The sequence below is a fragment of the Olsenella phocaeensis genome (assembly GCF_048189965.1).
In the GTDB taxonomy this organism is placed as follows: domain Bacteria; phylum Actinomycetota; class Coriobacteriia; order Coriobacteriales; family Atopobiaceae; genus Olsenella_I; species Olsenella_I phocaeensis.
On the sequence record NZ_DBEZHV010000004.1, the window covers coordinates 178,106 to 204,251 of the forward strand.

The following is a 26,146-nucleotide window of genomic DNA, read 5'->3' on the forward strand; positions in this document are numbered from 1 at the left end:
GCCTCCTAGTTGAGCTTGGGATCGAGGGTGTCGCGCAGGCCATCGCCGAAGAGGTTGAACGCGAGCACGGTGAGGAAGATCAGGAGACCTGGGAACAGCACCAGGTGAGGTGCCGTGGCCAGGTAGTTGCGGCTCTGCGAGAGCATGGCGCCCCACTCGGGCTGGGTCACGCTGGCGCCGAAGCCAAGGAACGACAGACTCGAGGCCGAGAGGATCGCGCCGCCCACGTTCATTGTGAAGTTGACGATGAGCGCCTGCATGGTGCCGGGCAGGATGTGGACGAACATGATCCGTCTGGACGAGCAGCCCACCGAGCGCGCCGCCTCGACGTAGAGCTCGCTCCTGACCTCGAGCACGGCGCCGCGGATGATGCGTGCGAACGACGGCACGGTGAACACGGCCACGCCAATCATCACGTTGGTGAGGCCGGGACCGATGATCGCGACGACAGCGATGGCCAGCAGGATGCCGGGAAAGGCGAACATCACGTCGCAGACGCGCATGATGAACGCGTCCACGAGCCCACCGCAGAAGCCCGCGATGAGGCCGAAGACCACGCCTGCGGCAGTGCCGATCACCGACGCCGTGAGGGCCGTCCCCAGCGAGAGCTGGGTGCCCGCGACGAGGCGGCTGAACACGTCGCGCCCAAACTCGTCCGTGCCCCAAATGTGGGCGGCCGTGGGGCCCGAGAGCAGGGCCGAGTAGTCGTACTGGTTGGGGTCGTAGGGCACCACGGAGGGGCCGATGACGGCTATGACCAACATGAGCACGATGAAGACGAACCCCGCCACGGCGGTCTTGCGACGCAGGAACTTCTTGAGGAACTGCCTGGCCGGACTCTGCGCGCGGGGGAGCTCCTCACCGCGGGCGAACTCCGAAGCGCCCGCCCCTGCGGTCGCGGCGGTCGCGTCCCCTTCGCCCGGGGCCCCCTTCAGCTTGGTCTTTTCTGCCATGTCGCACGTCCTCCTAGTCGAAGCGGACGCGGGGGTTGATGACCCCGTACAGCACGTCCGCCAAGAGGTTGATGACCATGTACTCGAGCGAGAAGAACATGATGAGCGCCTGCACCACCTGGTAGTCGCGGTAGTTGATCGAGTCGACCAGGAGGCGTCCCATCCCCGGGATCGAGAAGACGGTCTCGATGACCACGGAGCCCGCGATGAGGGCGCCGATCTGCAGGGCGGCCACCGTGACCACGTCGATGGAGGAGTTCTTGAAGGCATGGCGCATGATGACCTTGGACTCGGGCAGGCCCTTGGCGCGGGCGGTGCGGATGTAGTCCTTGCCCAGGTTCTCGATCATCGAGGAGCGGGTGACGCGCGCCAGGATGGCCATGATGCCGGCGCCCATTGCCAGCGACGGCATGATGTAGCCGCGCCAGTCGTCCACGCCGCCTGTGGGAAGCCACCCCAGGGCGACGGAGAAGAGCTGCATGAGCTCGAGGCCCAGCCAGAAGCTGGGGATGGAGAGGCCCGAGATGGCCACGACCATGCCCACGAGGTCCAGGGCCTTGCCACGATTGATGGCAGACACGACGCCCAGGAAGATGCCGATGAGCGCCGACCAGGTGATCGAGCAGATGGTGAGGTAGATGGTTATGGGGAAGCGCGGGACGAGCAGCGACCAGACGGTCTGGCTGTTCTTGTACGACATCCCCAGGTTTCCGGTGAAGAGGCCACCCATGTAGTCCAGGTACTGCCGGAGCAGGGGCTTGTCCAGGCCGAGCTGCTGGCGGATGAGCTCTATATCCCCGCCCGTCGCGTTCTTGCCGGCGATCATGCGTGCCGCGTCACCCGGGATCAGGTGGATGAACAGGAACACGACGATCGAGATGACGAAGAACAGGGGGATCATCGAAAGCATGCGCTTCAGGAAGTAGCGCCCCATCTTCCGCCTCCTCATTTGCTCCAAAAGGGCTTGCCGGCCTTCGGGGGCCGGCAAGCCCGATCCGTTTCCTGACGTGTGAGCCGGGACGCGCCCGGCCCCGCGCCCGCGCTAGCGCTCGAGCGTCGCGTGGGTGGCGTCGATGCCCATGGGGATCATGCGGACGCCCTTGAGGTACTCCTTGTACGAGAAGAGCGAGTCGTCCGTGGCGAGGAAGAGCCAGGGGCAGTTCTCCCAGGCGATCTTCTGGCACTCGCGGTAGTACTTGTCCTGCTCGTCCTGGGTCGGTGCGGCGTTGCCCTTCTCCAGGTTGGCGTCGAACTCGTCGTCCTTCCAGAAGGCGGTGTTGTAGCCCGTGGGGGGCACCATGCCGCTGGAGAGCAGCGAGCGCAGGAAGCCGTCGGCGTCGTTCTGGGACCAGTTGACGTACCACATCTGGAGCTCGGTCTCGTCGGCGGGGAGGGCCGTCTTGTCGGCCACGGTGGCGGGCTCCATGGGCTGGACGTCCACGGTGATGCCAATCTGGGCCATCTGCTGCATGACGAAGGTCATGCCCTTGGTCTCCTGCGTGGAGTTGTCGCCCCAGAGGGTGAGCTTGAAGCCGTCGGGGTAGCCGGCCTCCTTGAGGAGGGACTTGGCCTTGTCGAGGTCCACGTCGTAGGGCGTCTGCGCCTCGTAGGAGTGGAGCTTCTCGGGCAGGACGGAGGTCGCGGGGTCCGCGAAGCCGGAATAGAGGACCTCGGCGTACGCCTTCTGGTCGAAGGCGTAGTTCATGGCCTGGCGCACGCGCACGTCAGAGAGCTCCTTCACGTTGGTGTTGAGCGTGACGTAGCGCATGGTGGTGGACTTCTGTGCTTTGAGGTTGATGTCGCCGGCGGACTTGATGGTGGCGATCTGGTCGGACGGGGTGGGGTATACGAAGTCGGCCTCGCCGGTCTGGAGCATGGCGATGCGCGCGCCGGCCTCGGGCACCTCGCGGAAGGTCACGGAGTCGACCGAGGGCCTCTCTCCCCAGTACGTGGGATTGGGCACCACGGTGGTGTGGTCGCCGTTGACCCACTCCTTGAGCGTGAAGGCACCGGTGCCGGCAGACTGTGCCAGGTAGTTGTAGTTGGGGTCCACGGCAGCGGTGGGGTTGATGAGGTAGAACTGCGAGATGCTGTTCATGAAGGGCGAGTACGGGGCGGCAAGGGTGAAGACCACCGTGTTGGCGTCGGGCGCCTCGACCTTGGACACGCGGTAGTTCTCGCTCCCGTCGTCCAGGGTCTGCACGAAGGTGCGGCGGCGACGCCAGCCGTTCTCCTTCTTCACCGCCTCATTGTAGTTGGTGACGACCACCGAGGAGTCGAAGGGCGTGCCGTCGCTGAAAGTGACGCCGCTGCGCAGGTGGAAGGTGTAGGTGAGGGCGTCGTCCGAGACGTCCCAGCTCTCGGCCAGCATGGGAACGAAGTTGTAGTCCTCGTCGTGGGCGACCATGGTCTCGTACATGTAGTAGCAGACGTTGCCCGAGTTGCCGTCCGACCAGTTCATGGGGTGGAGGTTCTGGATGGTGCCCTCGATGGCGATCACGAGGTCGTTGTCCGCGGACTTGCCGTCGGTCTTGGTGGCCTTGACGACGAAGCCGTCAGCGTCGACCTCCGCGGCGGCAGTATCGGAGCCGGACTCGACGGGCGTGGTGGCATCGCTCCCCTTCTTGCCGCAGCCGGCAAGGGAAGCGCCCAGCAGGCCGGCGCCGATGGCGCCATAGCCCAGGAACGAACGACGGCTCATTCCCTTCTCCGAAGCGGAAACCTCGTGATTCTGAAGCATGCGACTTCCTCCTTGTGGACGACGCGCCCGGCCCACCCCGACGGGACGGGCCCCTCCTGACCTGTCCCCGTCCGCGGTCGCGAAGCGGGGCCGTGCAAGATGACCGAGGGGAGACGAACCTCTGCGCGCTCTCCGGGAACTTTCGCCTTCTGGGCGACGGACCCATGCGGCACTGCCCCCTCATGACTCATATAGATTCATACTCGGAACCGGCTTCGCTTGGCAACAGTTCGCCCAACGGCAACCCGCCGGAGGGGAGAGGTTTTCGCCAAGCGTGATGATGCACGTGACGAGGGGAGCACGGTTGTACGAGTTCGACAGGGAGCGCTACGACAGGCGCATGGCATGGTGGCTCCACGACCGCTTCGGCATGTTCATACACTGGGGCCTCTACGCCATCCCCGCGCGCGGCGAGTGGGTGCGCAGCACGGAGGAGATGGACGACGCCTCCTACCTGCCCTACTTCGACGAGTTTGACCCTCGCGAGCTCGACGCGCGCGCCTGGGCCCGCGCCGCGCGCGAGGCGGGCATGCGCTACGTGGTCATGACCGCAAAACACCACGACGGCTTCTGCCTCTTCGACACGGCACAGACCGACTACAGCTCCGTGCACGCACCGCTCGGCCGCGACGTCGTGGCCGAGTTCGTCGAGGCCGTGCGCGCCGAGGGCCTGAGGGTGGGGCTGTACTTCTCGCTCATAGACTGGCACCACCCGGACTTCCCGCAGTACGGCGACCGCCAGGCACCGCTGCGCAACCATCCCGAATGCGGCAACGAGGGTCGCGACTGGGGGCGCTACCTGCGCTTCATGCACGCCCAGGTGAGGGAGCTCTGCAGCAACTACGGCAGGCTCGACCTGCTGTGGTTCGACTTCGCGTACGACGACATGCGCGGCGAGCGCTGGGGCGCCACCGAGCTCATGCGCATGGTGCGCGAGCTCCAGCCCGACGTGATCGTGAACAACCGCCTCGAGGTGAGCGGCGAGGGCATGGGCTCCCTTGCCGAATGCGCGCCCACCCCCTACCACGGCGACTTCGTGACGCCGGAGCGCATCATCCCGCCCTGGCGGCTCACGGACGCCGAGGGTCGCCCCCTGGCCTGGGAGTCCTGCCTGACCATGAACGACAGCTGGGGCTACACCGCCCGCGACGACAACTGGAAGTCACCGCGCACGCTGGTGCGCTCGCTCGTGGAGTGTGTGTCGAAGGGCGGCAACCTCATACTCAACGTGGGTCCCGACGCGCGCGGACGCATCCCCCGCGCGTCGATGGAGCGTCTGCGCGAGCTGGGCCGCTGGATGGGAGAGAACGGCGCGAGCGTCTATGGCTGCGGCAGCGCCGAAGGAGGTGGCGTCGACCTTGCTCGCTTCGACCAGGGACGCGTGACGCGCAGGGGCAACCATTACTACCTGCACCTGCACGAGCCCCATGTGGGCCCCGTGCCGCTTTTGGGCGTGCCCAAGGGACGCATCCGCTCCCTGAGGATGCTCGCCGACGGCAGCGAGGTGCCGCTCTCGTCCAGCTGGACCCACAGCGACTACGCCGACGTGGCGTTTGCTGACCTCGGGGATGCCACGGAGCTCTCCGACCCCCTGGACACCGTGCTGGAGCTCGTTTTGGACGAGTAGCCTGCCCGTCACGTCGCGGGAGCCGGCCGCGACGCCGGCCCGTCCGATCCGCAACCCAAGCCACGAACCACCCACACACAACCACCCACACACCCAGGCGAGAGGAGCCTCATGCTCGGCAAGGAACTCCAGGACTACGCGCGCGACCGCTTCGAGGGGCGTCTCGCCCTGCTCGACGACGTCACCCGCGCCCGTGCCACCGCGACCGTGGACGCCAGCGCCGACGAGGACGAGGTCTGCCTCCTGCGCTACCTCTTCGGCACGCTGCCCCTCTCCGACGTCCTCGACGTCGAGCCGGGAGTCCTCGTCTCCTACGTGCGTCACTCCCTCATGCTGCGGCGCAGCCTGGGCTGGACCCGCGAGCTGCCCGAGCCCCTCTTCGTGCACTTCGTGCTCTGTCCCCGCGTCAACAACGAGCCCCTCACCGACTGCCGCCCCCCGCTCTGGAGTGAGCTGCACGAGCGCGTCACGGGGCTCAACGAGCGTGAGGCCGTGCTCGAGATCAACTACTGGTGTGCCCAGATGGCCACCTACCAGGCGTCGGACGGCCGTACCCTGGGGCCGCTCGCCGTGCTGGCAAGCGGGGACGGCCGCTGCGGGGAGGAGTCGACCTTCCTGGTGAGCGCCCTGCGCAGCGTGGGCATCCCCGCGCGCCAGATCTACACCCCCTGGTGGGCGCACTGTGACGACAACCATGCATGGGTCGAGGCCTACGCCGACGGCGGTTGGCACTACCTGGGCGCCTGCGAGCCCGAGGAGGTGCTCGACCGCGGGTGGTTCACCAACGCGGCGGGACGCGCCCTCATGATGGGCACGACGGTCTATTCCGACTTCGCCCTCGACCAGCTGGGCGGGGAGGACGCCGGACGCAACGGCTGCACCCACCTGATCGGCGTGACGCCCTCCTACACGAGGACGGTGCGACTCGCGGTGCACGTCGCGGACGAGGGCGGCAATCCGGTTGAGGGGGCGACCGTCTGCCTCGAGATCCTGAACTCCGCACAGTGGGCCCCCGCGACCTGCCTGGTGACCGATGCCGCAGGACAGGCGGGAGTGAGCGTGGGCCTGGGCTGCCTGCGCGTGCGCGTGAGCTCGGGCGGCCGCATGGCCTGGCGCACCGTCGACACGGCGGAGCTCTCCGAGCTCGACTTCGTCCTGGGCGAGAGGGGCGCCGGCGCCGGCACAGATGCCGCGGGCGGATCTGACGGCAGCTACCGGCCCGAGCCTGGCAGCTGGCAGTGGCCCTGCGCCGTGACCAGCGGCGATGCCCTGAGCTGGTGCGACGTGGACGTGCGCGCCCCGGAGGACCATCCCGCCCCCTCCCGCCACCCCACGGCCGAGCAGCTCGAGCGCGGGCGCGCACGCAAGGCCCAGATGGACGAGCTGCGCCGCAAGCGCGTGGCGGGCTTCCTCGCCGAGGGCGCGCGGCTGGCGGAGGACCTGACGGCGCGTGCGTCGCAGGAGGACCGCGAGCTCGTCGAGCGTTTCATGCGCCTTGCCTTCGGCAACGCGGGCGAGGTCGCGCGCTTCCTCGCGGGCGACTCGGCAAGCGGCGGCGCCACGGGAGGTGGAGCACGCAGTGCCGCGGGCACGCTCGAGGCCGACCGCATCGCGCTTCTCTCCACCCTGTCTGACAAGGACTTCCGCGACCTCAGGGCCGATGTCCTCGAGGAGCAGCTCCAGGGAGCCCGCGTCGTCCGCGAGCGCACACTGGCATATCTGGCGGCACAGGGCATGGGACCTGACGAGGCGCAGGGGATCTACGAGCGCGACGTGCTCTGTCCCCGCGTGAGCCTGGAGCACCTGACGCCCTGGAGGGCTCCCCTGCAGGCCTGGCTCCGAGACGAGCTCGACCTGAGCGAGCTTGCGTCCATGCAGGACGACCCGCGCGCCGTCTGGGACTGGCTCACGCGCAACGTCGGCTTCGACGAGCACCAGGACCTGGCAAAGCTCGCGGGAGGTCCCGTCGGCGCGCTGCGCGGCCGCCACGCCTCCCCCGTCACGCGCGCCACGCTCTTCGTGGCGCTCTGCCGCTGCCTGGGCCTCCCCGCCCGCGTGAACCCCGAGTCGCTGGCTCCGGAGCTCTTCGAGGGCGGTCGCTTCGTGCCTGTGCAGGAGCCCCCTCGTCCCAGCTCCCGCAAGGTGCGCCTGCTTGCCTCGGAAGGCACCAAGTCCTGCTTCGTCGACTGGACCCTAGGCAGGCTCCAGCCCTACACCGAGCGCGGAGGCCAGAAGTCCGTGGGCTTCCCCTCCCTCGAGCTCTGGGGCTCCAATGCTGACGAGGGCGGACTGGAGCTCGAGCTTCCGCTGGGAACCTGGCGCCTCGTGAGCACCACCCGCCTTCCCAACGGGAGCCAGCAGGCCTCCGAGGCGATATTCCGCCTCGGAGAAGGCGAGGGCGAACTCGAGCTGCCGCTGCGCACGCGCGTGCCCGAGGCCTCCGATATGCTGCAGGACATTCCCCTGCCCGAGCTCGAGCTGCATGCCGCGGACGGATCTGCCGCCTGCGCCAGCGACGCACTGCGGCGCACCGGCGCAGGCAAGGCGGGCATCGTCGCCTTCCTGGGGGAGGCGGAGGAGCCCACCGAGCATCTGCTCAACGAGCTGCGCGAGCAGGCCGACCAGGTTCGGGAGGCCGGACTGGGCCTGCTCTTCGTGTGCCGGAGCCCCAAGGACTACGACGACCCCACGCTCATGCGCACGCTGGAGTCGCTGGGCTCCGCGCTCGTGCTCTTCGACGACTTCGACGAACTGCCGGAGCGCCTTGCCCGCCGCATGTACGCCAACCCAGAGAAGCTACCCCTCATGCTCCTGGTGAAGCTGTGCGACGAGGAGGCTGCGGGTGGAGAGATGAGCGCCAACCGAGCCAGCAGCACGGGCGCCGCCTTCCGCGGGCTCTATGCGGTGGGGGGCTACAACGTGGGCAGCGTGGCCCTCGCCCTGCGTCTGGCGCAGCTGGCCTAGCTGTTCCGCCAAGCCGGTCCGCACGTCTGTGCAAGAAGGGAGGTCGACGATGCCACGGGATACGCGACGGGCGGCAGACGAGAGCCGCAGGCAGTCCTGTGCATCGCCGGCCGCGCCACTGGCACCCGCCCCTCCCGTCCACTACGCAGGCGAGGCCCAGCGGGCTGCGGCGAAGGAGGTCTCCTCTCGCCTGGGGTCGGAGCTCCGCGCTGGCGTGCCCGATGACTCGAGCCAGGGCATCTGCCTGCTCATGGACGAGGGCGGGCTCTGGCTCTGTGGGGACGGGCTCAGGACGCAGGGCGACTTCACCCGGCTCATCCTACGTCTCAGGCCTCATGCCCTGTCGCGGGAGCTGCTCGTCAAGGCGGCGCGCGTCAAGGGTGTCGAACGCCCGCGCGCCATCGACGCCACCGCCGGCCTGGGAGAGGACTCCCTGCTCCTGGCTACCGCAGGGTTCGAGGTCGACCTCTACGAGCGCGACCCGGTGATCTGCGAGCTGCTGCGGGACGCGCTGCGCAGGGCGTCAGGGCACCCCGAGCTCGCGCCGGTCGTCGCCCGCATGCGCCTGCACTGCGGGGACAGCACGCAGGCGCTCCTCTCGCTCGCGGAGGAGAGGACACGTCCGGACGTGGTGTTCCTCGACCCGATGTTCCCTGCACGGCAGAAGAGCGCCCTGGTAAAGAAGAAGTTCCAGCTCATCCACCGGCTCGAGGCACCCGCCATGGACGAGGATGAACTGCTGGAGGCGGCGCTTGGCGCACGTCCCCGGAAGGTCGTCATCAAGCGACCGCCCAAGGGTCCACAGCTCGCGGAAAAGAAGCCCAGCTACAGCATCACCGGCAAGGCAGTCCGCTACGACGTGATCGTGCCCCCGCAGTAGGCCTGGGCTATCGAGCCCCTACCCTCGGCCTTGCCGTCGGGCCAACGTTTGTCGGTACTTCTCATCCGCCAAACTACCGACAATCGCTCGCTTCCAGGCGAGAATGACTTCACGGACCCAGTTTGTCGGTACTTCTCACCAGCAAAACTACCGACAATCGCTCGCTTCCAGACGAGAATGACTTCACAGGCTCAGCTTGTCGGTACTTCTCAGCTGTTCGACTACCGACAAACGCAAGCCCTGCTCGGCCAAGACACACAAAGGCACCCCCGGCCACCAGGGTCGAGGGTGCCACTTAACTAGCTCGGTGCCACTGCGACGAAGCGCAGCAGGTCCGTTGCCTTAGAGCTCGGCGCCGGACTTCTTGGCGAAGCGGACCTTCTTGCCGTCCTCGTTGAAGCGATAGCCAACGCGGGTGGGCTTGTCGGTCTGGGGGTCGACGATCGCGACGTTGGAGACGTCGATGGCCGCCTCCCTCTCCACGATGCCGCCCTGCTGGCCCTGCTGGGTCGGACGCTGGGCCTTCTTGACCATGGCGACACCACGGACGACGACCTTGCCCTCGGCAGGCATGGCCTTGATGACCTCGCCGCGCTTGCCCTTGTCCTTGCCGGACAGGACCTCGACCTGGTCGCCCTTCTTGATCTTCATCTTTGCCATCTGCTACTCACTCCCTACAGCGTCTCAGGCGCGAGCGAGACGATCTTCATGTACTTGTGGTCGCGCAGCTCGCGGGCGACGGGCCCGAAGATGCGGGTGCCCTTGGGCTCGCCGTCCTTGTTGACTAGGACGCAGGCATTCTGGTCAAACTTGATGTAGCTGCCGTCCTTGCGGCGGGTCTCCTTGACCGTGCGCACGACGACGCAGCGGACGACGTCGCCCTTCTTGACGGATCCGCCAGGGGTGGCCTCCTGGACGGCGCACATGATGACGTCTGCAAGGCCGGCGTAACGACGCTTGGAGCCACCAAGTACCTTGATGCACTTCACACGCTTGGCGCCGCTGTTGTCAGCGACGTTGAGCATGGTCTCCATCTGAATCATTGCTTGTTCCTCCGAACGCTCACCCCTGCCAGAGGTGCGGCCTCGCGTGCGCCGCACATGGCTGGGAATGGGTTGTATAGGTCGTTACTTGGCGCGCTCGACGATCTGGGTCACGCGCCAGCGCTTGGTCTTGGACATGGGACGGGTCTCCATGACAGTGACGGTGTCGCCCAGGCCACACTCGTTCTTCTCGTCGTGGGCGTGGAGCTTCTTGTGGATCGTCATCATCTTGCCGTACTTGGGGTGGTGCTTGCGGTACGTGACCTGAACGGTGACGGTCTTGTCGCCGGAGATCGAGATGACCTCACCGGTGCGGACCTTGCGCGCGTTCCTGCTTTCGGTATCTGCCATTTCCTGTTTCTCCTGCGATCTAGTTCTGCGCAGCGGCGTTTTCCGCTGCGATCTGGCGTGCGCGAATCTCGGTCTGGACGCGAGCGATGTCGCGCTTGACCGTGGTAACGCGGGCGGTGTTGTCCAGCTGGCTGGTCGCCATCTGGAAGCGGAGGTTGAAGAGCTCGGCCCTGCCGTCCTCGAGCTTCTGGGCAAGCTCCTCGTCGCTGAGCTCACGGATGTCCTTGTACTTCATTTACTTAGCCTCCCCGTCCTGGTCGGCGCGGGCGATGATCTTGGTCTTGATGGGGAGCTTGTGCTGGGCGAGGCGCAGGGCCTCCTTGGCGACGGACTCCTCGACGCCGGCGATCTCGAACATGATGCGTCCGGGCTTGACGACGGCCACCCACTCCTCGGGGTTGCCCTTGCCAGAGCCCATGCGGGTCTCGGCGGGCTTCTTGGTGATGGGCTTGTCGGGGAAGATGGTGATCCAGACCTTGCCACCACGCTTCATCTGGCGCGTCATGGCGATACGAGCGGCCTCGATCTGACGGTTGGTGATCCAGTGGGCCTCGAGGGCCTGCAGGCCCCACTCGCCAAAGTAGAGCTTGGTGTTGCCCTTGGCCTGGCCCTTCATGGAGCCACGCTGGACCTTGCGGTGAAGGACGCGCTTAGGTGCGAGCATTAACGGCCCCTCCTCTCGTTACGGGAACGGCGAGGACGGCTGCTGCCCTCGAGTGCGGGGTTGAGCGCAGGCTGGCCGGGAAGCTGCTCGCCGAGGTAGATCCAAACCTTCACGCCACAGGCGCCCATGGTGGTGCGGGCGGTAGCCTCGCCGAAGGCGATCTTGGCGCGCAGGGTGTGCAGGGGCACGCGACCCTCGCGGTACCACTCGCGACGGCCCATCTCGGCGCCGTTGAGGCGGCCGGAGCACTGGATGCGGATGCCCTTGGCGCCGGCCTTGCGGGCGGACTGGACCGCCTTGCGCATGGCACGACGGAAGGCGATGCGGCCCTCGAGCTGCTCGGCGATGGACTGGGCAACCAGCTGGGCGTCGAGCTCGGGACGCTTGATCTCGATGACGTCGACGTTGATGTTGCCCTTGGTCACGCCGGCGATCTTCTCGAGCTCGCCGCGGAGGGCGTCAATCTCGGCGCCCTTCTTGCCGATGACGATGCCGGGGCGTGCGGAGTAGATGATGACCTTCACCTTGTCGCCGGCGCGCTCGATGTCGACGCGGGCGAGGGCGGCGGAGGCAAGACGCTTCTCGAGGAACTTGCGAATCTCGAGGTCGTTGCCAAGGCTCTTGGCGTAGTCCTTCTTATCGGCGTACCAACGGGAACGCCACTCCTCGGTGATGCCGAGGCGGAAGCCGGTAGGCTGAACCTTCTGTCCCATGCTTTCCCTACGCCTCCTTTCCAGGTGCGACGACGACGGTGATGTGGCTCGTGCGCTTGTTGATGCGGGATGCGGAGCCCTTGGCGCGAGGACGGATACGCTTGAGCGTGGGACCCTCGTCGACGTAGGCGTACTTGACCACGAGGCCGTCAGCGCGCATGCCGTTGTTGTTCTCGGCGTTGGCGACGGCGGAGCGCAGGACCTTGGCGACCGGCTCGGCGGCGGCGCGGGTGCTGAACTGGAGGGTCTCGAGGGCCTTCTCCACGGACTTGCCGCGCACCTGGTCGACGATCATGCGGACCTTGCGAGGGGCCATGCGGACGTACTTCGCAGTAGCCGAGACCTCGTTTGCAGCGTTGTTCTTAGCCATTGTTCTTCATGCCCCCTGTTAAGCCTTGTGGCCGCGGAAGGTGCGGGTGGGCGAGAACTCGCCCAGCTTGTGACCAACCATGGACTCGGTGATGTACACGGGGACGTGCTTGCGGCCGTCGTGGACAGCAATCGTGTGCCCGACCATCTCGGGGAAGATGGTGGAGGAGCGCGACCAGGTCTTCACGACCTCCTTCTTGCCAGCCTCGTTCATAGCGGTGACACGCGCAAGGAGGCGAGTCTCCACAAACGGGCCCTTCTTGAGACTTCTGCTCATTCTTGGGATCTCCTAATACTCGTGTTCCGACTACTTCGAGCGACGACGACGGATGATGAGGCGGTTCGACGCCTTCTTCGGGTCGCGCGTCTTCTTGCCCTTGGTCGGCTTGCCCCAGGGGGTGACGGAGGGACGTCCGGAGGTGTGGTTCTTGCCCTCGCCGCCGCCGTGCGGGTGGTCGACGGGGTTCATGACCGTGCCGCGGACGGTGGGACGGACGCCACGCCAGCGCTGGCGGCCGGCCTTGCCAATGACGATGTTGCCGTGCTCGGCGTTGCCCACCTCGCCGATGGTGGCACGGCAGGTGAGGAGCACGCGACGGAGCTCGGAGGAGGGCATGCGAAGGACGGCGTAGCCGTTGTCCTTGCCCATCAGCTGCACGGAGGTGCCGGCGGCACGAGCCATCGCGGCGCCCTTGCCGGGCTGGAACTCGACGGCGTGGACCAGGGTGCCGACGGGGATCTGCGAGAGCGGCATGCAGTTACCGGGCTTGATGTCGACGTCCTTCTCGCCAGAGAGGACCACGTCGCCCACGTGAAGACCCTCGGGAGCCAGGATGTAGGCCTTGGCGCCGTTCACGTAGTGGAGCAGGGCGATGCGAGAGGAGCGGTTGGGGTCGTACTCGATCGTGGCGACCTTGGCCGGCACGTCGTCCATGCGACGCTTGAAGTCGATCCTGCGGTACTGGCGCTTTGCGCCGCCACCCTGGTGACGGGTGGTGATGCGGCCGTTGTTGTTGCGGCCCGCCTTCTTGGGCAGGGGCTCGAGAAGCGACTTCTCGGGCTTGGTGGCGGTGATCTCCTTGAAGTCAGAGATCGTCTGCCAGCGCCTGCCTGCGCTCGTGGGCTTGAGGTGCTTGACTGCCATTGCTTTCCCTTTCTGTCCGTTGGCCGACCCTCTCGGGAATAAGGGGGCGACACCGGATTACCACGGTACCGCGCGTATCCATCCTGCGCGGCATGACAGCCCGGCCTCCCGGAGGAGGCGCGGGCGGATTACCTACTCCTCGGCAGCGGCCTGCTGGTTGGAGAAGATCTCGATCTGCTCACCATCGGCGATGGTGACGACAGCCTTCTTCCAGGTGCGGGTCTTGCCGGTGACGTAGCGGACGCGCTTGTTCTTGGGACGGACCCAAAGCGTGTTCACCTTGAGGACGTGAACGCCGAACAGCTTCTCGACGGCGGCCCTGATCTCCTCCTTGGGAGCGTTGCGGGCAACCTCGAAGGTGTACTTGTTGTTCGACATCAGGTCGAAGGAACGCTCGGAGACGACCGGGCGGATGATGACCTCGTAGGCAGAGTTCATTACGCGAGCACCTCCTCGAGCTGCTTGGCAACCGCAGTAGACATCACGAGGGCCGCGTTGTCTAGCAGGTTGCGGGTGTTGGCCTCGCAGGAGGCGATGATGGTGACCTTGGGCAGGTTGCGGAAGGCCAGGTAGGTGTTGACGTCATCGTCGGGAACGACGATGGTGACGCGCTTGCCCTCGAGGCCCAGGGCGACGAGGACGGCCTTGGCCTGCTTGGTCTTGGGCTCAAGGGAGAGCTCGTCGATCACGAACAGCTCGGAGTCGGCGAGCTTGCTGGAGAGCGCGGAGCGCATGGCAAGCTTCTTCTCCTTGTTGTTCGCACGCAGGGCGTGGGAGTGGGGGTTGGGCCCGAAGACGACGCCGCCGCCGGTGAACTGCGGGGCGCGGATGGTGCCCTGACGGGCGCGGCCGGTGCCCTTCTGGCGGAAGGGCTTGACGCCGCCGCCGGAGACGGCGGAGCGGTTCTTGGTGGAGTGGGTGCCCTGGCGCAGGGACGCCTCGTAGGCCACCACGACCTGGTGCATCACGGGGACGTTCGGCTCGATGCCGAACACGTTGTCGGAGAGCTCGACCGTGCCGGCCGCCTTCCCCTCAACGTTCTTGACTTCAATGCTGGACATTTGTCCTCCTTGTTAGCCTTAGGGCTCTTCTTACCTCGGCCCTTTAGGCCATGCGGACCTGGACGAGACCGTTCTTGCCGCCAGGGACGGCGCCCTTGACCAGCAGGAGGTTCTGCTCGGCGTCAACGCGGACGAGCTTGAGGTTCTTGACGGTCACGCGCTCGTTGCCCATGTGGCCAGCCATGTGCAGGCCCTTGCGGACGCGCGCGGGATAGGCGCACTGGCCGATGGAGCCGGGCTTGCGCTGGTTGCGCGAGCCGTGGGCCATGGGACCACGGGAGAAGTTCCAACGCTTGATGGTGCCCTGGAAACCCTTGCCCTTGGAGGTGCCGATGACGTCGACCGCCTTGACGTCGGCGAAGTCCGCGACGGTGACCTGGTCGCCGCAGCTGTGCTCCTCGCCGTTCTCGACGCGGACCTCGCGCAGGTAGCGCATGGGCTCCACGCCATGGGCCTTGAAGTGGCCGGCCATGGGCTTGTTGACGTGCTTGGGCGTGATGTCTCCGAAGCCAATCTGGACGGCATCGTAGCCGTCGGTCGCCTTCGTCTTCACCTGCGAGACGGTGCAGGGGCCTGCCAGGATGACGGTGACGGGGACGACGTTGTCGTCTTCATCCCACACCTGAGTCATCCCGATCTTGCGGCCAAGGATCGTACTGACCATGCTCTTTCCTTACCCTCGGTGGTCATGGGACCTGTGGGGGCAAGCCCCCTCATGGCGCATCCGGCGCCACTTCCCCAGCGGACCACAGCTGTCGTCTGCCACCTCAACTGCGGCTTTGCCCTGTGCGCTATGGACAGAACTTCCCCACAAAATCGGCAGCTTGACCAGTTTACATGCACGGGACGCCTTTCACAATCTCTTCGCAGAAGTTTTTGAAGCTCCTAGCTGGTGCTTCGTCACCCACTGTGTCGGGCGTATCTATGCCAAGGCGAACCTTAGAGGTGCGGGCGAGAAGATGGAGGACGTCTTTCGGACCGCGGCTCCGTTGGCCAAGGACATCCAACGGAGCCGCGCGCAAAGCCTTCGATGGAAGGCGCAGCTATCTGGCAACCTGCTTTCGACGGGTGCCAACAAGGGCAAGCCCGGCGAGCGCAAGGACTGCCGCGGACGCACCGACGAGCCTCACGGCCACCGTCCCCACCCCGCCAGTCTTGGGAAGAACGAAGCCAGACGAGGAGTTCGTCACCGTGATGGTGCCAGTCTTGATGCCACCGTTATTGGAGTACGAGACAGTGTAGCCGTTGGGCGCACCAACCTCCTCAATGGTGTAGTAGTAGGCATGGCCCGTGGAGTCGCCTGGCTCGAGGCCATCCCAGTCGTGGGTCCACTGGTTGTTGGCGTTGAGGGTAACGGGGTCCCCCACCGCCTCTTTGTTGGTGAGGGTGTTGTTGGGCTTCGTGTAATCGGCTATCTTCGCCACGGGATTGTTCTCGTCATGCGTATTCTGGACCACCACCTCGGTGTCACTCGTGATGTTATCAATCACAATGGGCGGGCTAATATGGCCGTTTGGATCAACGGTCACGGACCTTGCGAGCGCACCGTTGACGTACACGTCAAGGGTCATGCCGTTGTAGACATTCCCCATACCAAGCGTGACAGAAGTGCCCTTCTTGACGGTCTCCTGGAGGTGCGTCTCCGGCTTATAGCCCGGATTCGTCTCGTTGCCCTTACTTACGATGTTGATCGTGCAGCTGTCGCTAGGATCTGCAGTCTGTATCTGCCGATAGAGCTGGACCTGCACGCTCGCACCCTCCGGCGCGCTTACCGGTGCACCACTCGCGTTTGCCCACACCTTTTTGGCAGTGACACGTGTGTAGGTGTTGGGGATGTACATGATGCCGCCAACGTTCCTGAAGATCGTCACCTGACTCTGCTGCACGTTAGCACTGGCCGCGCCGGAAGCATTGTACGAGGAGTTGGCGTTATTGCCGTTGTCCATCCAGATGAAGTAGTGGGGCGTGGTGTCGAGCTTGTAACCGGGCAGCGCCTTTGTCTCCGAAAGGCGATAGAGCGTGTTGGTCGTGAGTGGCGGCTGCGCAACCGCGAGGTCCCACCTGATCTTGCCATCCTGATCGACTGTCAGGGTTTCGTCCTTGGTTACCCAGCCCCCATTCTGCCAGTACTCCAGCTTGAACTCAGTGCCTGATAGAACCTTCTTATAGTTGTCGCTGTCGACCTTGTAGATGCTTATTGCCTTCTTCACGGCCGTGGCAGAGGAGCTGGACTCTTTCAGCACCGTATTCTGCTCGGCCGACCACTTGCCGTTGAGCGACGCTTTGTTGTCGACCTTCGTGTTGCCGCCAAAGGTCTGATCGAGGGTGTACTCATACGTGAGCACGCAGGCGAGGCTGTCGGGGACAGACACCGTTATCTTGCTGGTGGCAACGTCGTACTGCAGGGTATAGCGGCTGCTGTCAATCTCTGCCCCCAGATGGTGCTCTGCCGAGCTGTCGTACGCATAGAGCCTGACCTTCGAGATGTCCAGCACGGGGTTGTAGCTTCCGGCGTTGCTCAGCTGGTCGGTGAGCTCCAGCGTGTCAGAGCTGGGGTCAAGGTCATCCGCCTTGGGATTGATGTCAACGTAGTACCTGATGGTGCCCGAAGGTGCGACCGTTGGGTTGCCGGCAGCATCGGTCTTGACGGGATTGCCGTCCTTGTCCAGCTGCTCGCCCGTCTTGCTGATGTTCTTCACATCGTGCGTGACCTTGGTGTTGGTCGTGGAGGAGTGCCCATTCCAGTCTGCCGTGTTGGTGTAGGTCTTGCTGGCGTTCTTGGGATCTTTCCACGTTGGGTCGTCAGCAAGGGAGACCTTGTAGGTCACCGCTATCAGCGTCCTGGAGTTGAAGTACTTGTAGTTGGGAATCTTTATCTGGAGGTGGGTGGTGCCATCGGCGTTTGTCGACGTCGTGTATGAAAGCTTCTGGTTGCCGTTGAGGTCGCTCTTCTGGTCACCCCATCCGCCGTTATCCGAGTATTCGCCACCACCGTCGGCACTGTCCCTGAACACCGCCGTGATGGAGCTCTCGTCAAGCGTCTGGCCAGACGGCAGGTCATCGTCGATGACGATGTTCCCCTCGTCCGCCTTGGTGGTGTTGAGCAGGAGCCGGTAAGTGAGGATGCCGTTTACGTCATCGTAGTCCACGGTCGCGTCCCCGCTGGAGTACGCGTCGGTCCCGCTCGCCGTCTTGTGCCCCGTGTAGACCTGCTTGTCAAACTTCTTCGGCGTCTTGTGCTCGTGCGTGGCCTCCGAGACCTTGCCCTGGCACTCACCCTTGTTCTTGATGACCCAGGTGGTGCCCTCAGCGGCGCTCGAGGCGTCGGTGTAGGTGACGTAGCTGTCGATCTTGAGGTTTTGGGCCGTGATGCTCTGCCCGGCGGCGGGCGTGACCGTCACCTTGAAGCTCTTGACGTGCGTCGTGGTGTCGGTGGCGGGGACCTCGTTGCCGTTCGCGTCGTAGTAGGTGACGGAGATCTTCAGCTTGTCGGTGTATTCGCGCTCGCTCTCGTAGTAGGAGTTCCAGTAGGTCTTCTGGCCGGCGCCCTTGTACAGGTAGGAGTTGTAGCCGTCCACGTTCAGGGAGAGGTGGTCCACCAGACTCGCCTCCAGGTCGGCGGCAAGGGCGTAGTGGCTGTCAGGCCCCAGGTCGCTGCCATCGCCGTCCTGGGCGTTCTCGATGGTGTCCACGTACTCGAACGTCGAAAGGCTCCCCTCGGGAACCGTCACGTTGGTGCTCCACGTGTTGCGGTAGAGGCCGCCGTCCTTCTCGGTCTCGCCCCCAAAGGACTTGCTCACGTCCCAGGTGCGATGTTGCACGTCCACAGTACCCGTATCGCTCTGATTGTTGCCATCGGGCGGGTACAGGTATGCCGTGTTGCTTATCTGGCCGTTGGTGGAGGGAACCTCCGCCCAGAAGTCGATGTAATAGCTTGCCGTCTTCTGCGCGTCGGTCAGGTTGGACGGGAAGGTGAAGTCGATGTATGTGCCTCCGGCCCCTCCGCCCTCGGCCGTGTAGTCGCTCTCGTCGCTCCAAACCATAAATCCGCCCGTCATAGGATACGGAAGGCTGTCGACAACACGCCATCCCGAAATGTCCTTGTGGTTGGGGTTCACCTTGATGCGCCACTGTACCTTGCCAGTATTCTTGTCGTACGTGGTGGCGTATTTTCTGATGTCCTTGGTCCACTCAATGCTGTGCCAGTCCCAAGAGTTGTGTGGGCCGCTCGTGGAGCCCGCGGAGTTGGCGACCTTTCCCGCCTCGCTCGTGGCACCGCCGATGTCGGTCGCATAGGTGATGACGTACTTCTCGCCGGCGCCCAGTGCCGGCAGGTTGGAGACCGTGAACTGTGGGTCGCTCCCGCCAGTCCACGACACGTTGTAGTTGTAGGGGTTCCAGGAGCCCTGGATCAGCGTCGTCTCCCCGCCGTTCGCACTGACCTTCACGACCTTGAGCGAGCTCTGGTCGTACGAGTAGGTGACGCCGGACGTACTGTTCCACTTGTCCCACTTGTCCGTGACGGAGACGGGCTCACCTGTGCCCTTGTTGGTGGTGACGGTGACCGTGTAACTCGCCTTGGTGCGGTCGTTATTGGCGAAGGAGCCCGTCTTCTTGGTGGTGATGTCGTGGGAGTCCTGCGCGGGCGTGACGACGGTGATGGGGCTGCTGTCACCGCCGAAGTCGATGGTGCCGGAGGATCCCCCGCTCGTGTTGGAGACCGTCCCGTGGAAGTTGAGGGTGCCCTGAACGGCGCCACCGCCCTGAGCAAAGGCCTGGTCGTACGTGATGGTCACCTTGCCGTTGGTGTCGATGGTGTAGTCACCGACCTCCTTGCCGCCAGAGGTGACGCGGCCGCTCTGGACGGAGTCGGGCTTCAGCCCATTGGGCAGCTGGTAGCTGATCGTTCGGTTCGCCTCGGTCACCACGCCGGCCGGGATGTTGTAGCTCAGCGCCACCCTCACGCTGTCACCGTCACTGAACTGGGTGGCGGGCGTCCAGGTGCCGTTCACGAGCTTCTCGACCCTCGTGTCCCCCGTGATGTACGGGGTGAGGTCCGTGCCGAGGCCGTTGCCGGAGTCTCGGCGGGGTGCCTTGGTCACGCGGCTGGGCGCCGATGTCGCGGAATCGGAGTCGCCACCAATCCCGTTGTCTGCAACTGAGGGCGCGACGTCACTTGCAGCCCCCGCCCCTACCACCTGGTCGAGCTGCGTGGTGGGGACAGATGCCTTCTTGACGTCAAGAGAGACGACGTCGTTGAGCCGCACGTGCGCAAGTCCGTCCGCATCTGTCCTGAGCGCGCTGAAGCCAAAGTCGAGGTCCACGAAGGCACCCAGCCTCGCTGCGGTAACAGCAGCCTCCGCATCGGTCGCGTCCCTTCCGACGTTCTTGGTGACACTCGCGGCGTCGAACTCTATCGTCAGAACGCCGTCTTTCACGTTTGCAGAGCCGATGACAACCGCATCCGTCTCGTCCCCCTTCGAGACGGTATCCGCTGCATAGACGGGAATCTTGTCATATGCCGCAGAACTCGTATCAAGCGACACGTCGTCGGGCAGCTTGTACTGGAGCGCGGCACCATCCTTGAGGGCGCCCTCCGGCAACTCGAAAGCAAGGCGCAGCCTGAGGTCGGAGTTCCCGTCCAGCGCATCCGACCCGTCCGTCTTGGCCCACGCGTCCTCCCCTCCGCCGACGGCCCTGTAGAAGAGCGCCGAGTCCCTGGTAATGGCTGACGAGAGGGTCGTGCCGCCCGTCAGGGCCATCGCGGGGTTCATCAGGACAAAGCAGGAAACGGCAACGACAACGGACGCCATCACCCCGACGACCCAGCGCCATGCACGACGCCCACGATTGTCCCTTAGCATGGTCGTCACGTTGTCTAGTAGCGTGCTCATAGTCAGCTCCAACCCATCCAACTGGCTCCACCGCGTGGATTTCTCCGAGACTTCTCCCTCGCTAAGAGGTCTCGGAGCAACCCACCCAATGCCTCTCGCCAAACGCACCCTCGTAGTACATGAGCAAGTCGAAGTCGTCGTCAAAGTCAGACTTCGTCGTGCCCGAGCTTGCCACCTCGTACGTCCTAACAAGACCATCTACCCCGGTAAAGGTAACCGCATCACCATCGCCGAGACCACCTATTCGCCCAATGCCACCTTGATAGGAGGACCCGCAAACGACCAGCTCTCCATCACGACTGCCGACCTGGCATGGCACGAGACTCGCGTCGCTTCCCACCGCACCCACTGGCACGTCAAGCCCTACAGCCCTCGCAGACAGTCGCCCGATGACATCCATTCCCAGCAACTCCCGGGCGGGCAGCTCGTGGTCCTGATCCTTTCCCGTGACTATCCCGGATGCGTCACCCCCACCTGGCTTTTCAAGCTCACTCAGGATGCCAGAGCATAGTTCTGCGCTCTTCCGTGCCCCGGCCTGCCTTGCCATGAACGACGCGGCTAGCACGGCTCCTGCCAGGGCCAGCAAAGTGACCCCAACGCGCGTCCAGGGAATGTGGCGGCCGCCAGTCCTCCGAACAGGCGCCATATTAGGAACCATCCCCATCACGCCTCTTGTACACACCCACAACGATGCAGGTCAGGCCAACGAGCAGAATCCCCCCGACCAAGGGGAGGTTGAGCGGGTCTCCCGTCTTGGGAAGCTTGCCCGGACCCTTGGGCGTGGTTGGCGTGTGGCTGTTAGTGACCATGAAGGTCGACGTTCTGACGGACCCATCATCACTGCGTGATACCGTTGCCGAGGAGCTGATGGAGCAGGTGTACCCGCCAAGCGTATCGGTGACCTCGCGAACGGACCAATCGCCCTTGCCCTCCCAGGCGTAGGACCAGTCGTTGCTGGAATTGAGCTCCACGGTGTTATAGAGACGTGTTCCATCGAAGATTTGGACAGTGACTGATGACGGACGCGTTCCGCGGGAGTCTCCCTTCCACAGCTTTATTACCTTATTCTCGAAGTGCTCAACTGACACCTTGTCCACCTTGTCAGCTCTGACGGTGCGCGCGTATGCATAAGTGCCATCCGCTTTCATTGCCGGAACGCTTATCAGGTACGGTTTCGAGATATACGTCGTTCCGTCAACTGTCGTGGTGTCAGCAATGATGAGATACATGCCCGGCTTCAGGCCGGTCAAGCTGGCACTGCCGGACGCCGCTACCGCACTTGCGCTCTCGAAGCCAGATGCGCCAGCGACAACATAGCCGCTATATGTCTGGGCAATGGCCTCCAGAGTTGCTGCGCTTGTCTCGTCCGTGAGGTCTGCGGGGTCATAACCTGATGCAGAGACTGCCTCTGCCAATGCGGGAACCGCAGAAAGCTTGCCGTCGGCACCCATGGACGCCACGCGATACGCCGTGAACCTCTGTCCTTCCGCCTTGCAATCGCTCAGCGTGATGGTGCATGACGCATCGGTATCGACCACCCCAGCCGCATATGTCCGCGCAGGCAGCAAGAGCCCCACGACACAGGCCAAAAATAGAAGGGCAAGCGCACGAAGCCCACGCACCTCGTGCCTGCGCATGATGTCGTCCTTCAACTTTCTGCCCTTCCTTTCCTATCTGCCCGCCCCGCGCTCCGAGTACCCCGCGCAAGCGACCGGTTCCGTACGAGGCCCACGACCGAGACCACCCCGATCACCGCTACCGAAAATACCGTGGCGACGAGCAGCGGGTCAATGCGCTCTGCGTCAGCGGTGACGTCCGTGACCGACTCATTGGGCACCCTATGCCCACGTACGAGCAGCCGATGGGTGTTGACCCCATAGGGAGTGCATGTAACGAGCGTGCAGTAGTCCTGTCCATCATCAATTGCAAGGTCTTCCAACTGGTCGGGTAGGACAGTCCTGATCTGGTCCACCTGGTAGGTCAGCGTCTGATCCACCACGTGCAACGTGAACAGGTCACCCTCCTCGAGTTGGTCTATGTCTGTAAACAAACGCGCCGACGGAAGTCCACGGTGGCCGGAGATCACGGTGTGCGTGCCCTCCCCACCAACAGGAAGCGAGGAGCCCGGAATGTGTCCGATGGCAACTTGCAGGATGGTGTCATCGGTACCGTGGTAGATGGGCAGGTTCACTCCTATCCTGGGAATCTTGATATAGCCCATGATTCCCGTGCCCGTGACGTCGAGGAGGCCCTCGTACTCGGCGCGCTCCTCGTCGCTGAGGCGGAACCGGTCCTTCCCGTGCGAGAGCCCCTCGTTATAGGAGACGGCGGCATCCCACAGCTCCTGGTTCCTCTCTGCGGAGTTGCCCCTCACGGCCTCCTCGTACGTCGCGATGGCCTGCGACTGGTGCATGCCGTTCCACCAGTCGCCCACGCTGGGATAGAGCAGCAGGCCGACGCCGACCACGAGGACAAGCGCGAGGAGTGTCTCTGGAATCCTCTTCTTCATGTGCGTCTGACCGACCTGCCCGCTCCGCCTTGCCCGAACACCTTGCCAAGAAGCCCCTCGCGCGGGGTGGGGGGTACCCCACCCCGCCGAAGTCATGGGGGGACGCGCCCCGCCTATCCCTCGAGCCCGTTGTTGCGACGGCGGACGGCAAAGCCGACGCCGGCGGCGACCACGAGCACGATGCCCGCCACATAGAGGACGGTGGTGCCCATCCCGCCCGTGGAGGGCAGCGTGGAGCCGGACTTGTTCACCACGGTGGTGGTGATGGAGCCAGCGTCCTTGTCGACGGTCGCCTTCTGGGTGCCAAGATCGACCTGGCCCGTAGTGGCAACGCCGTTGATGCTGGTCAGCGTCTTGCCCGCGTCATCCTTGACGGAGGTGACGCTGAACTCGACGTCCGCGAGCTTGTTGTAGCCAGACGGGACGGTGGTCTCCTCGAGCTTGTAGTCGCCATCATCCAGGCCCTTGAACTCGAAGGTCGTGCCAGCGCCCGCGACGATCTCCTTGACCTTGTTGTAGGCGCCCTGGGCGTCCTTCTTGTACAGGGTGAAGCCGGCGCCGGCAAGCGGCTGGCTGGCCTCGTTGACCTTGTTCACGACGACCTTGTACGTGAACACGATGACGGTGTCCTCGGGCGTCTTGCCGTGATGCTGATCGTTGTTGGAGTCGTTGGAGAACTCGATGTTGCTGGAGTTGACGTTGCCCGCAGAGCCGATGTTGGCACCGGTGAGCAGCTCGGAGGTGTACTCGACCGTCACCGTGGAGCCGGCGTGGGCAGCGGTCTGCTTGAGGTCGCTGAAGACGACGTCGAAGCCGGTGGGGGTGACGTTGACGGAGTACGCGCTGGAGTCGACCTCAGTGCCGTCGATCTTCACGACGACGCTCTGGGGGTCGCCCAGCTGGCTCTTGTTGTACGTGTCGTGGAACGCGAAGTAGTACGGCTGCGTGTAGCTGGCGTAGTCGGAGGCGACGGTGCCGGTCAGCTTGAACGGCACGGCATCGCCGATGTCGTAGTCAGCCGTGTTCTGCCACTCGGAGGTCGTCCCGGTGGTGTCGTTCGTGTCCTTGACCTCCTTCTTGGAGGTCGTGGTGGTGTCCTTGGCGGTCACTGCCGTGTCGCCCACCACCTGCAGCATGTACTTGGAGTACGTGTCGCTGGTCAGCGACTCGGTGACGTCCTTGATGAAATAGTAGCCGTCGCCGACGACGTCAATGCTGCCATTGTCGGAGGCGAACTTTGTCGTGGACAGGTTGGCCGCGATGACCTTTGCCAGCGCCTCGGCGTCGGTGGACTTGTCGGTGATGCCGCTCATGGCCGCCGCCGCGGTCACGGCGTCGGTTGCGTCGGCGAACTTGGAGCCGATGACGGGGTCGGCCTTCAGGGCGGCGAGCAGGGCGTCGCCGTTCACGCCGGAGCCCCACGTGATGTTCTGCAGCTGCTTGCTCGCACTGTCATACGTACCCGTGAACACCTGGTAGGCCTCGTAGGAGTGCGTGTCGACCTGGCCGCTGGGCTCGCTCACCGTGACGGTGTGGGGAGTCGTCGCGTCAGCGAACGCGGAGGCAGGGACCAACGCGAGCGCCATCACGACCGCGGCGACCGCGACGAAGACCCCCGCGAGCCTCTTTCTCAGTTTTCTCATTCGTACCTTCCTTCTCTCTTTCCACTTGCCGCATGCGCTCGGCATGCCCCGAACCTTGGTGGGCTCCCAGGGACCCGGTCGCGTACCTTGTCAAGCTAAGGCCCATGACCCCGTGCACCCCTCATCCGACTCCACCTCCCATGCCTCTTCCATGGCCTCTTCCATCCAGCCGCCGGTCGCGGTCCACCCCCGTTCGGGCCCTCGTCACAGGGACCCGAGCCCCGAGGGGGGCCACACGCGCAGGGCCAACCTGCCCTCCACCTGGTCGGCGGAGATGCAGCCCACCTGGGACGTGCGGGAGTCCACCGACACGCTGCGGTGGTCGCCCATGACGAAGTACCTCCCCTCGGGCACCTGGTAGGGAAGCGCGATGTCGCACTGGCCCTTGCTCTTGGCGCCCGCCTGGAGGTAGGGCTCGTCCATGGGCTGGCCGTTGACGCTCACGTTGCCGGCCTCGTCGATGTCAACCCAGTCTCCGGGACCTGCGATCACCCGCTTGACCAAGGACTTGTTGTTGTAGCTGAAGGCGACGAGGTCCCCCGTCCCGATGTCACCGCCCTTGGTGGCCAGCACGACGTCGCCCTCGGAGAGCGTCGGCACCATCGAGTCGCCGTAAATCCTGAAGAGGGGGAACACGAGCAGCGATCCCAGGACAGATGCGGCGAACACGATGCCCAGGACCGCGACGGCGTTCTTGGCCGCGCGGCCCCTGCCGTGCTGGCGCCGCACGCGCTCGTACTCCCGCCTGACCTGGTCCGTCGTCGGCAGGACGGCTACGGCGGGCGTCTCGCGCAGGTGCGCGGCGCGCCTCGGGGACGCGGACGGGCCTTTGGGGACGCCGGAGGCGCCGTCCCGACTCGTCGTCATCGCCGCACCTCCGTCCCCGCCTCACCCGACCGGGGCTCCACGCCGCCGGTGGCGCCTTCCCCGGAAAGGGGCATCCCGATGCTGCGCTTGTAGATGTCTATGGCACGCTGGGCGTCCTCGAACATGCCCGCCAGCCTCAGCGACGCCTCGGCCAGGGACTCCGAGTCGGCAGCCGTGACGCTGCACTCCCTGACCCTCCGCTGCGCCTCGTCGAGCTGGCCGCGCAGGCGCTCGTTCTCCTCCATGGCGTCCTCGAGCAGCTGGAGCAGCTGCAGGCGGCTGAGGCCCCTGAGGTCGACCCCCTGGGGCTCGGTGCGCGAGGCTTCGGGGGCGGACATGCCCACGAACCTGCCAAGGCGTCCGCCGAGCGGCCAGCGGGAGGGCGAGCCGGCGCGTCCATGCGCCGACCGCTCCGCCTCGCCGTTCCTCTGGAACCTGTTGCCGCCCATGCCCCGACACCCCTCACGACTGGAGCTTGCGTGTGTCACCTCTGCGGGCCGGGCCCCGCAGGTGGCCTTGTCTCGCACGCCAGGAAAGCCGCCACGCCAGACGCGCCCCTGCTGGCGCGACACCCCGGCGCGACATCATGAATTCGCTTGGTTTCTTCGCTAATAGGAAACAGCCAGACACCTCCCCTCTGCGCGAGAACGGATGCAGCTGGCTGCCATTTAAGGCCCTGTAGCTTTGCGTCGCTACCTTTCGATAGCTTTGCCACGCATAGAAT

General features: G+C 64.9%; 25 protein-coding genes and 1 riboswitch. Of the genes, 3 read left to right on the forward strand and 22 right to left on the reverse strand.

Annotated elements, in window-relative coordinates; translation table 11 throughout:
* Nucleotides 1-5 precede the first annotated feature (5 nt).
* The 3 genes from ACMPH2_RS01410 to ACMPH2_RS01420 form a co-directional block, all read right to left on the reverse strand.
* Nucleotides 6-953: an ABC transporter permease gene (locus tag ACMPH2_RS01410; RefSeq protein ID WP_129583136.1), complete on the reverse strand. Its 948-nt coding sequence runs from the start codon at nt 951-953 to the stop codon at nt 6-8.
* Nucleotides 954-966: 13 nt separating this feature from the next.
* Nucleotides 967-1,887: an ABC transporter permease gene (locus tag ACMPH2_RS01415; protein WP_009278426.1), complete on the reverse strand. Its 921-nt coding sequence runs from the start codon at nt 1,885-1,887 to the stop codon at nt 967-969.
* Between the two features lie 108 nt (nt 1,888-1,995).
* Nucleotides 1,996-3,693 carry an ABC transporter substrate-binding protein gene (locus ACMPH2_RS01420; RefSeq protein WP_072499720.1) on the reverse strand — a complete coding sequence of 566 codons (1,698 nt, stop codon included), beginning with the start codon at nt 3,691-3,693 and terminating at the stop codon, nt 1,996-1,998.
* A 304-nt stretch (nt 3,694-3,997) separates the two neighbouring features.
* Between ACMPH2_RS01420 and ACMPH2_RS01425 the strand changes: the two genes are divergently transcribed.
* The 3 genes from ACMPH2_RS01425 to ACMPH2_RS01435 all read left to right on the forward strand — a co-directional run bounded on the left by ACMPH2_RS01425 (nt 3,998) and on the right by ACMPH2_RS01435 (nt 9,164).
* Entirely contained in the window at nt 3,998-5,320 is a 1,323-nt protein-coding gene (locus tag ACMPH2_RS01425) for an alpha-L-fucosidase (protein ID WP_417118414.1), read from the forward strand.
* 111 nt (nt 5,321-5,431) lie between these two features.
* Nucleotides 5,432-8,284 (forward strand): transglutaminase domain-containing protein, encoded by a 2,853-nt coding sequence (locus ACMPH2_RS01430; RefSeq protein WP_417118415.1) that lies wholly within the window; start codon nt 5,432-5,434, stop codon nt 8,282-8,284.
* Nucleotides 8,285-8,333: 49 nt separating this feature from the next.
* Complete coding sequence (locus ACMPH2_RS01435) at nt 8,334-9,164, forward strand: class I SAM-dependent methyltransferase (protein WP_417118416.1); 831 nt, start codon at nt 8,334-8,336, stop codon at nt 9,162-9,164.
* A gap of 342 nt (nt 9,165-9,506) precedes the next feature.
* Here the strand turns inward: ACMPH2_RS01435 and rplX are convergent, their stop codons facing one another.
* From rplX to ACMPH2_RS01530, 19 genes are all read right to left on the reverse strand, one after another.
* Complete coding sequence (gene rplX, locus ACMPH2_RS01440) at nt 9,507-9,824, reverse strand: 50S ribosomal protein L24 (RefSeq protein ID WP_399543647.1); 318 nt, start codon at nt 9,822-9,824, stop codon at nt 9,507-9,509.
* Nucleotides 9,825-9,838: 14 nt separating this feature from the next.
* Nucleotides 9,839-10,207, reverse strand: a complete 369-nt coding sequence (gene rplN / locus ACMPH2_RS01445; RefSeq protein WP_009278420.1) for a 50S ribosomal protein L14 — start codon at nt 10,205-10,207, stop codon at nt 9,839-9,841.
* A gap of 84 nt (nt 10,208-10,291) precedes the next feature.
* Nucleotides 10,292-10,558, reverse strand: a complete 267-nt coding sequence (gene rpsQ, locus ACMPH2_RS01450) for a 30S ribosomal protein S17 (RefSeq protein ID WP_062531629.1) — start codon at nt 10,556-10,558, stop codon at nt 10,292-10,294.
* Nucleotides 10,559-10,577: 19 nt separating this feature from the next.
* Nucleotides 10,578-10,793: a 50S ribosomal protein L29 gene (gene rpmC / locus ACMPH2_RS01455; RefSeq protein WP_009278418.1), complete on the reverse strand. Its 216-nt coding sequence runs from the start codon at nt 10,791-10,793 to the stop codon at nt 10,578-10,580.
* Entirely contained in the window at nt 10,794-11,222 is a 429-nt protein-coding gene (gene rplP, locus ACMPH2_RS01460; RefSeq protein WP_062531628.1) for a 50S ribosomal protein L16, read from the reverse strand.
* Nucleotides 11,222-11,935 (reverse strand): 30S ribosomal protein S3, encoded by a 714-nt coding sequence (gene rpsC / locus ACMPH2_RS01465; RefSeq protein ID WP_062531627.1) that lies wholly within the window; start codon nt 11,933-11,935, stop codon nt 11,222-11,224. The genes rplP and rpsC overlap by 1 nt, the downstream gene beginning before the upstream one ends.
* Nucleotides 11,936-11,942: 7 nt before the next feature.
* Nucleotides 11,943-12,305, reverse strand: coding sequence for a 50S ribosomal protein L22 (gene rplV, locus ACMPH2_RS01470; protein ID WP_303132138.1), 363 nt, complete (start codon nt 12,303-12,305; stop codon nt 11,943-11,945).
* Between the two features lie 18 nt (nt 12,306-12,323).
* A complete protein-coding gene (rpsS, locus tag ACMPH2_RS01475; RefSeq protein ID WP_009278414.1) occupies nt 12,324-12,581 on the reverse strand; it encodes a 30S ribosomal protein S19 in 258 nt (85 codons plus the stop codon).
* 30 nt (nt 12,582-12,611) lie between these two features.
* On the reverse strand, nt 12,612-13,448 hold the full coding sequence (rplB, locus tag ACMPH2_RS01480; protein WP_417118417.1) for a 50S ribosomal protein L2: 837 nt from the start codon (nt 13,446-13,448) through the stop codon (nt 12,612-12,614).
* Between the two features lie 132 nt (nt 13,449-13,580).
* On the reverse strand, nt 13,581-13,886 hold the full coding sequence (gene rplW / locus ACMPH2_RS01485; RefSeq protein WP_009278412.1) for a 50S ribosomal protein L23: 306 nt from the start codon (nt 13,884-13,886) through the stop codon (nt 13,581-13,583).
* Complete coding sequence (gene rplD / locus ACMPH2_RS01490) at nt 13,886-14,509, reverse strand: 50S ribosomal protein L4 (protein ID WP_417118418.1); 624 nt, start codon at nt 14,507-14,509, stop codon at nt 13,886-13,888. The genes rplW and rplD overlap by 1 nt, the downstream gene beginning before the upstream one ends.
* Nucleotides 14,510-14,552: 43 nt before the next feature.
* Nucleotides 14,553-15,173, reverse strand: coding sequence for a 50S ribosomal protein L3 (gene rplC, locus ACMPH2_RS01495; protein ID WP_417118419.1), 621 nt, complete (start codon nt 15,171-15,173; stop codon nt 14,553-14,555).
* Between the two features lie 379 nt (nt 15,174-15,552).
* On the reverse strand, nt 15,553-20,403 hold the full coding sequence (locus ACMPH2_RS01500; protein WP_417118420.1) for a SpaA isopeptide-forming pilin-related protein: 4,851 nt from the start codon (nt 20,401-20,403) through the stop codon (nt 15,553-15,555).
* Between the two features lie 61 nt (nt 20,404-20,464).
* A complete protein-coding gene (locus ACMPH2_RS01505; protein WP_417118421.1) occupies nt 20,465-20,968 on the reverse strand; it encodes a hypothetical protein in 504 nt (167 codons plus the stop codon).
* Nucleotides 20,969-21,050: 82 nt separating this feature from the next.
* Nucleotides 21,051-22,055 carry a Cna B-type domain-containing protein gene (locus ACMPH2_RS01510; RefSeq protein WP_062531622.1) on the reverse strand — a complete coding sequence of 335 codons (1,005 nt, stop codon included), beginning with the start codon at nt 22,053-22,055 and terminating at the stop codon, nt 21,051-21,053.
* Nucleotides 22,052-22,912 carry a class C sortase gene (locus tag ACMPH2_RS01515; protein WP_062531621.1) on the reverse strand — a complete coding sequence of 287 codons (861 nt, stop codon included), beginning with the start codon at nt 22,910-22,912 and terminating at the stop codon, nt 22,052-22,054. Before ACMPH2_RS01515 ends, ACMPH2_RS01510 begins: the two co-directional genes overlap by 4 nt.
* Before the next feature lie 113 nt (nt 22,913-23,025).
* Nucleotides 23,026-24,555 (reverse strand): isopeptide-forming domain-containing fimbrial protein, encoded by a 1,530-nt coding sequence (locus ACMPH2_RS01520; RefSeq protein ID WP_417118422.1) that lies wholly within the window; start codon nt 24,553-24,555, stop codon nt 23,026-23,028.
* A gap of 204 nt (nt 24,556-24,759) precedes the next feature.
* Complete coding sequence (gene lepB, locus ACMPH2_RS01525; RefSeq protein ID WP_314639245.1) at nt 24,760-25,422, reverse strand: signal peptidase I; 663 nt, start codon at nt 25,420-25,422, stop codon at nt 24,760-24,762.
* Complete coding sequence (locus tag ACMPH2_RS01530; RefSeq protein ID WP_062531619.1) at nt 25,419-25,871, reverse strand: hypothetical protein; 453 nt, start codon at nt 25,869-25,871, stop codon at nt 25,419-25,421. The genes lepB and ACMPH2_RS01530 overlap by 4 nt, the downstream gene beginning before the upstream one ends.
* A 200-nt stretch (nt 25,872-26,071) precedes the next feature.
* Nucleotides 26,072-26,145, reverse strand: a riboswitch (cyclic di-GMP riboswitch).
* Between the last annotated feature and the right edge of the window lies 1 nt (nt 26,146).

Excerpts from the sequence above, each read along its gene's own strand:
- ACMPH2_RS01410 (WP_129583136.1), bottom strand. The coding sequence starts at position 953 with ATGGCAGAAAAGACCAAGCTGAAGGGGGCCCCGGGCGAAGGGGACGCG.
- ACMPH2_RS01415 (WP_009278426.1), bottom strand. The coding sequence starts at position 1,887 with ATGGGGCGCTACTTCCTGAAGCGCATGCTTTCGATGATCCCCCTGTTC.
- ACMPH2_RS01420 (WP_072499720.1), bottom strand. The coding sequence starts at position 3,693 with ATGCTTCAGAATCACGAGGTTTCCGCTTCGGAGAAGGGAATGAGCCGT.
- ACMPH2_RS01430 (WP_417118415.1), top strand. The coding sequence starts at position 5,432 with ATGCTCGGCAAGGAACTCCAGGACTACGCGCGCGACCGCTTCGAGGGG.
- ACMPH2_RS01435 (WP_417118416.1), top strand. The coding sequence starts at position 8,334 with ATGCCACGGGATACGCGACGGGCGGCAGACGAGAGCCGCAGGCAGTCC.
- rplX (WP_399543647.1), bottom strand. The coding sequence starts at position 9,824 with ATGGCAAAGATGAAGATCAAGAAGGGCGACCAGGTCGAGGTCCTGTCC.
- rplN (WP_009278420.1), bottom strand. The coding sequence starts at position 10,207 with ATGATTCAGATGGAGACCATGCTCAACGTCGCTGACAACAGCGGCGCC.
- rpsQ (WP_062531629.1), bottom strand. The coding sequence starts at position 10,558 with ATGGCAGATACCGAAAGCAGGAACGCGCGCAAGGTCCGCACCGGTGAG.
- rpmC (WP_009278418.1), bottom strand. The coding sequence starts at position 10,793 with ATGAAGTACAAGGACATCCGTGAGCTCAGCGACGAGGAGCTTGCCCAG.
- rplP (WP_062531628.1), bottom strand. The coding sequence starts at position 11,222 with ATGCTCGCACCTAAGCGCGTCCTTCACCGCAAGGTCCAGCGTGGCTCC.
- rpsC (WP_062531627.1), bottom strand. The coding sequence starts at position 11,935 with ATGGGACAGAAGGTTCAGCCTACCGGCTTCCGCCTCGGCATCACCGAG.
- rplV (WP_303132138.1), bottom strand. The coding sequence starts at position 12,305 with ATGGCTAAGAACAACGCTGCAAACGAGGTCTCGGCTACTGCGAAGTAC.
- rpsS (WP_009278414.1), bottom strand. The coding sequence starts at position 12,581 with ATGAGCAGAAGTCTCAAGAAGGGCCCGTTTGTGGAGACTCGCCTCCTT.
- rplB (WP_417118417.1), bottom strand. The coding sequence starts at position 13,448 with ATGGCAGTCAAGCACCTCAAGCCCACGAGCGCAGGCAGGCGCTGGCAG.
- rplW (WP_009278412.1), bottom strand. The coding sequence starts at position 13,886 with ATGAACTCTGCCTACGAGGTCATCATCCGCCCGGTCGTCTCCGAGCGT.
- rplD (WP_417118418.1), bottom strand. The coding sequence starts at position 14,509 with ATGTCCAGCATTGAAGTCAAGAACGTTGAGGGGAAGGCGGCCGGCACG.
- rplC (WP_417118419.1), bottom strand. The coding sequence starts at position 15,173 with ATGGTCAGTACGATCCTTGGCCGCAAGATCGGGATGACTCAGGTGTGG.
- ACMPH2_RS01500 (WP_417118420.1), bottom strand. The coding sequence starts at position 20,403 with ATGAGCACGCTACTAGACAACGTGACGACCATGCTAAGGGACAATCGT.
- ACMPH2_RS01515 (WP_062531621.1), bottom strand. The coding sequence starts at position 22,912 with ATGAAGAAGAGGATTCCAGAGACACTCCTCGCGCTTGTCCTCGTGGTC.
- ACMPH2_RS01520 (WP_417118422.1), bottom strand. The coding sequence starts at position 24,555 with ATGAGAAAACTGAGAAAGAGGCTCGCGGGGGTCTTCGTCGCGGTCGCC.
- lepB (WP_314639245.1), bottom strand. The coding sequence starts at position 25,422 with ATGACGACGAGTCGGGACGGCGCCTCCGGCGTCCCCAAAGGCCCGTCC.
- ACMPH2_RS01530 (WP_062531619.1), bottom strand. The coding sequence starts at position 25,871 with ATGGGCGGCAACAGGTTCCAGAGGAACGGCGAGGCGGAGCGGTCGGCG.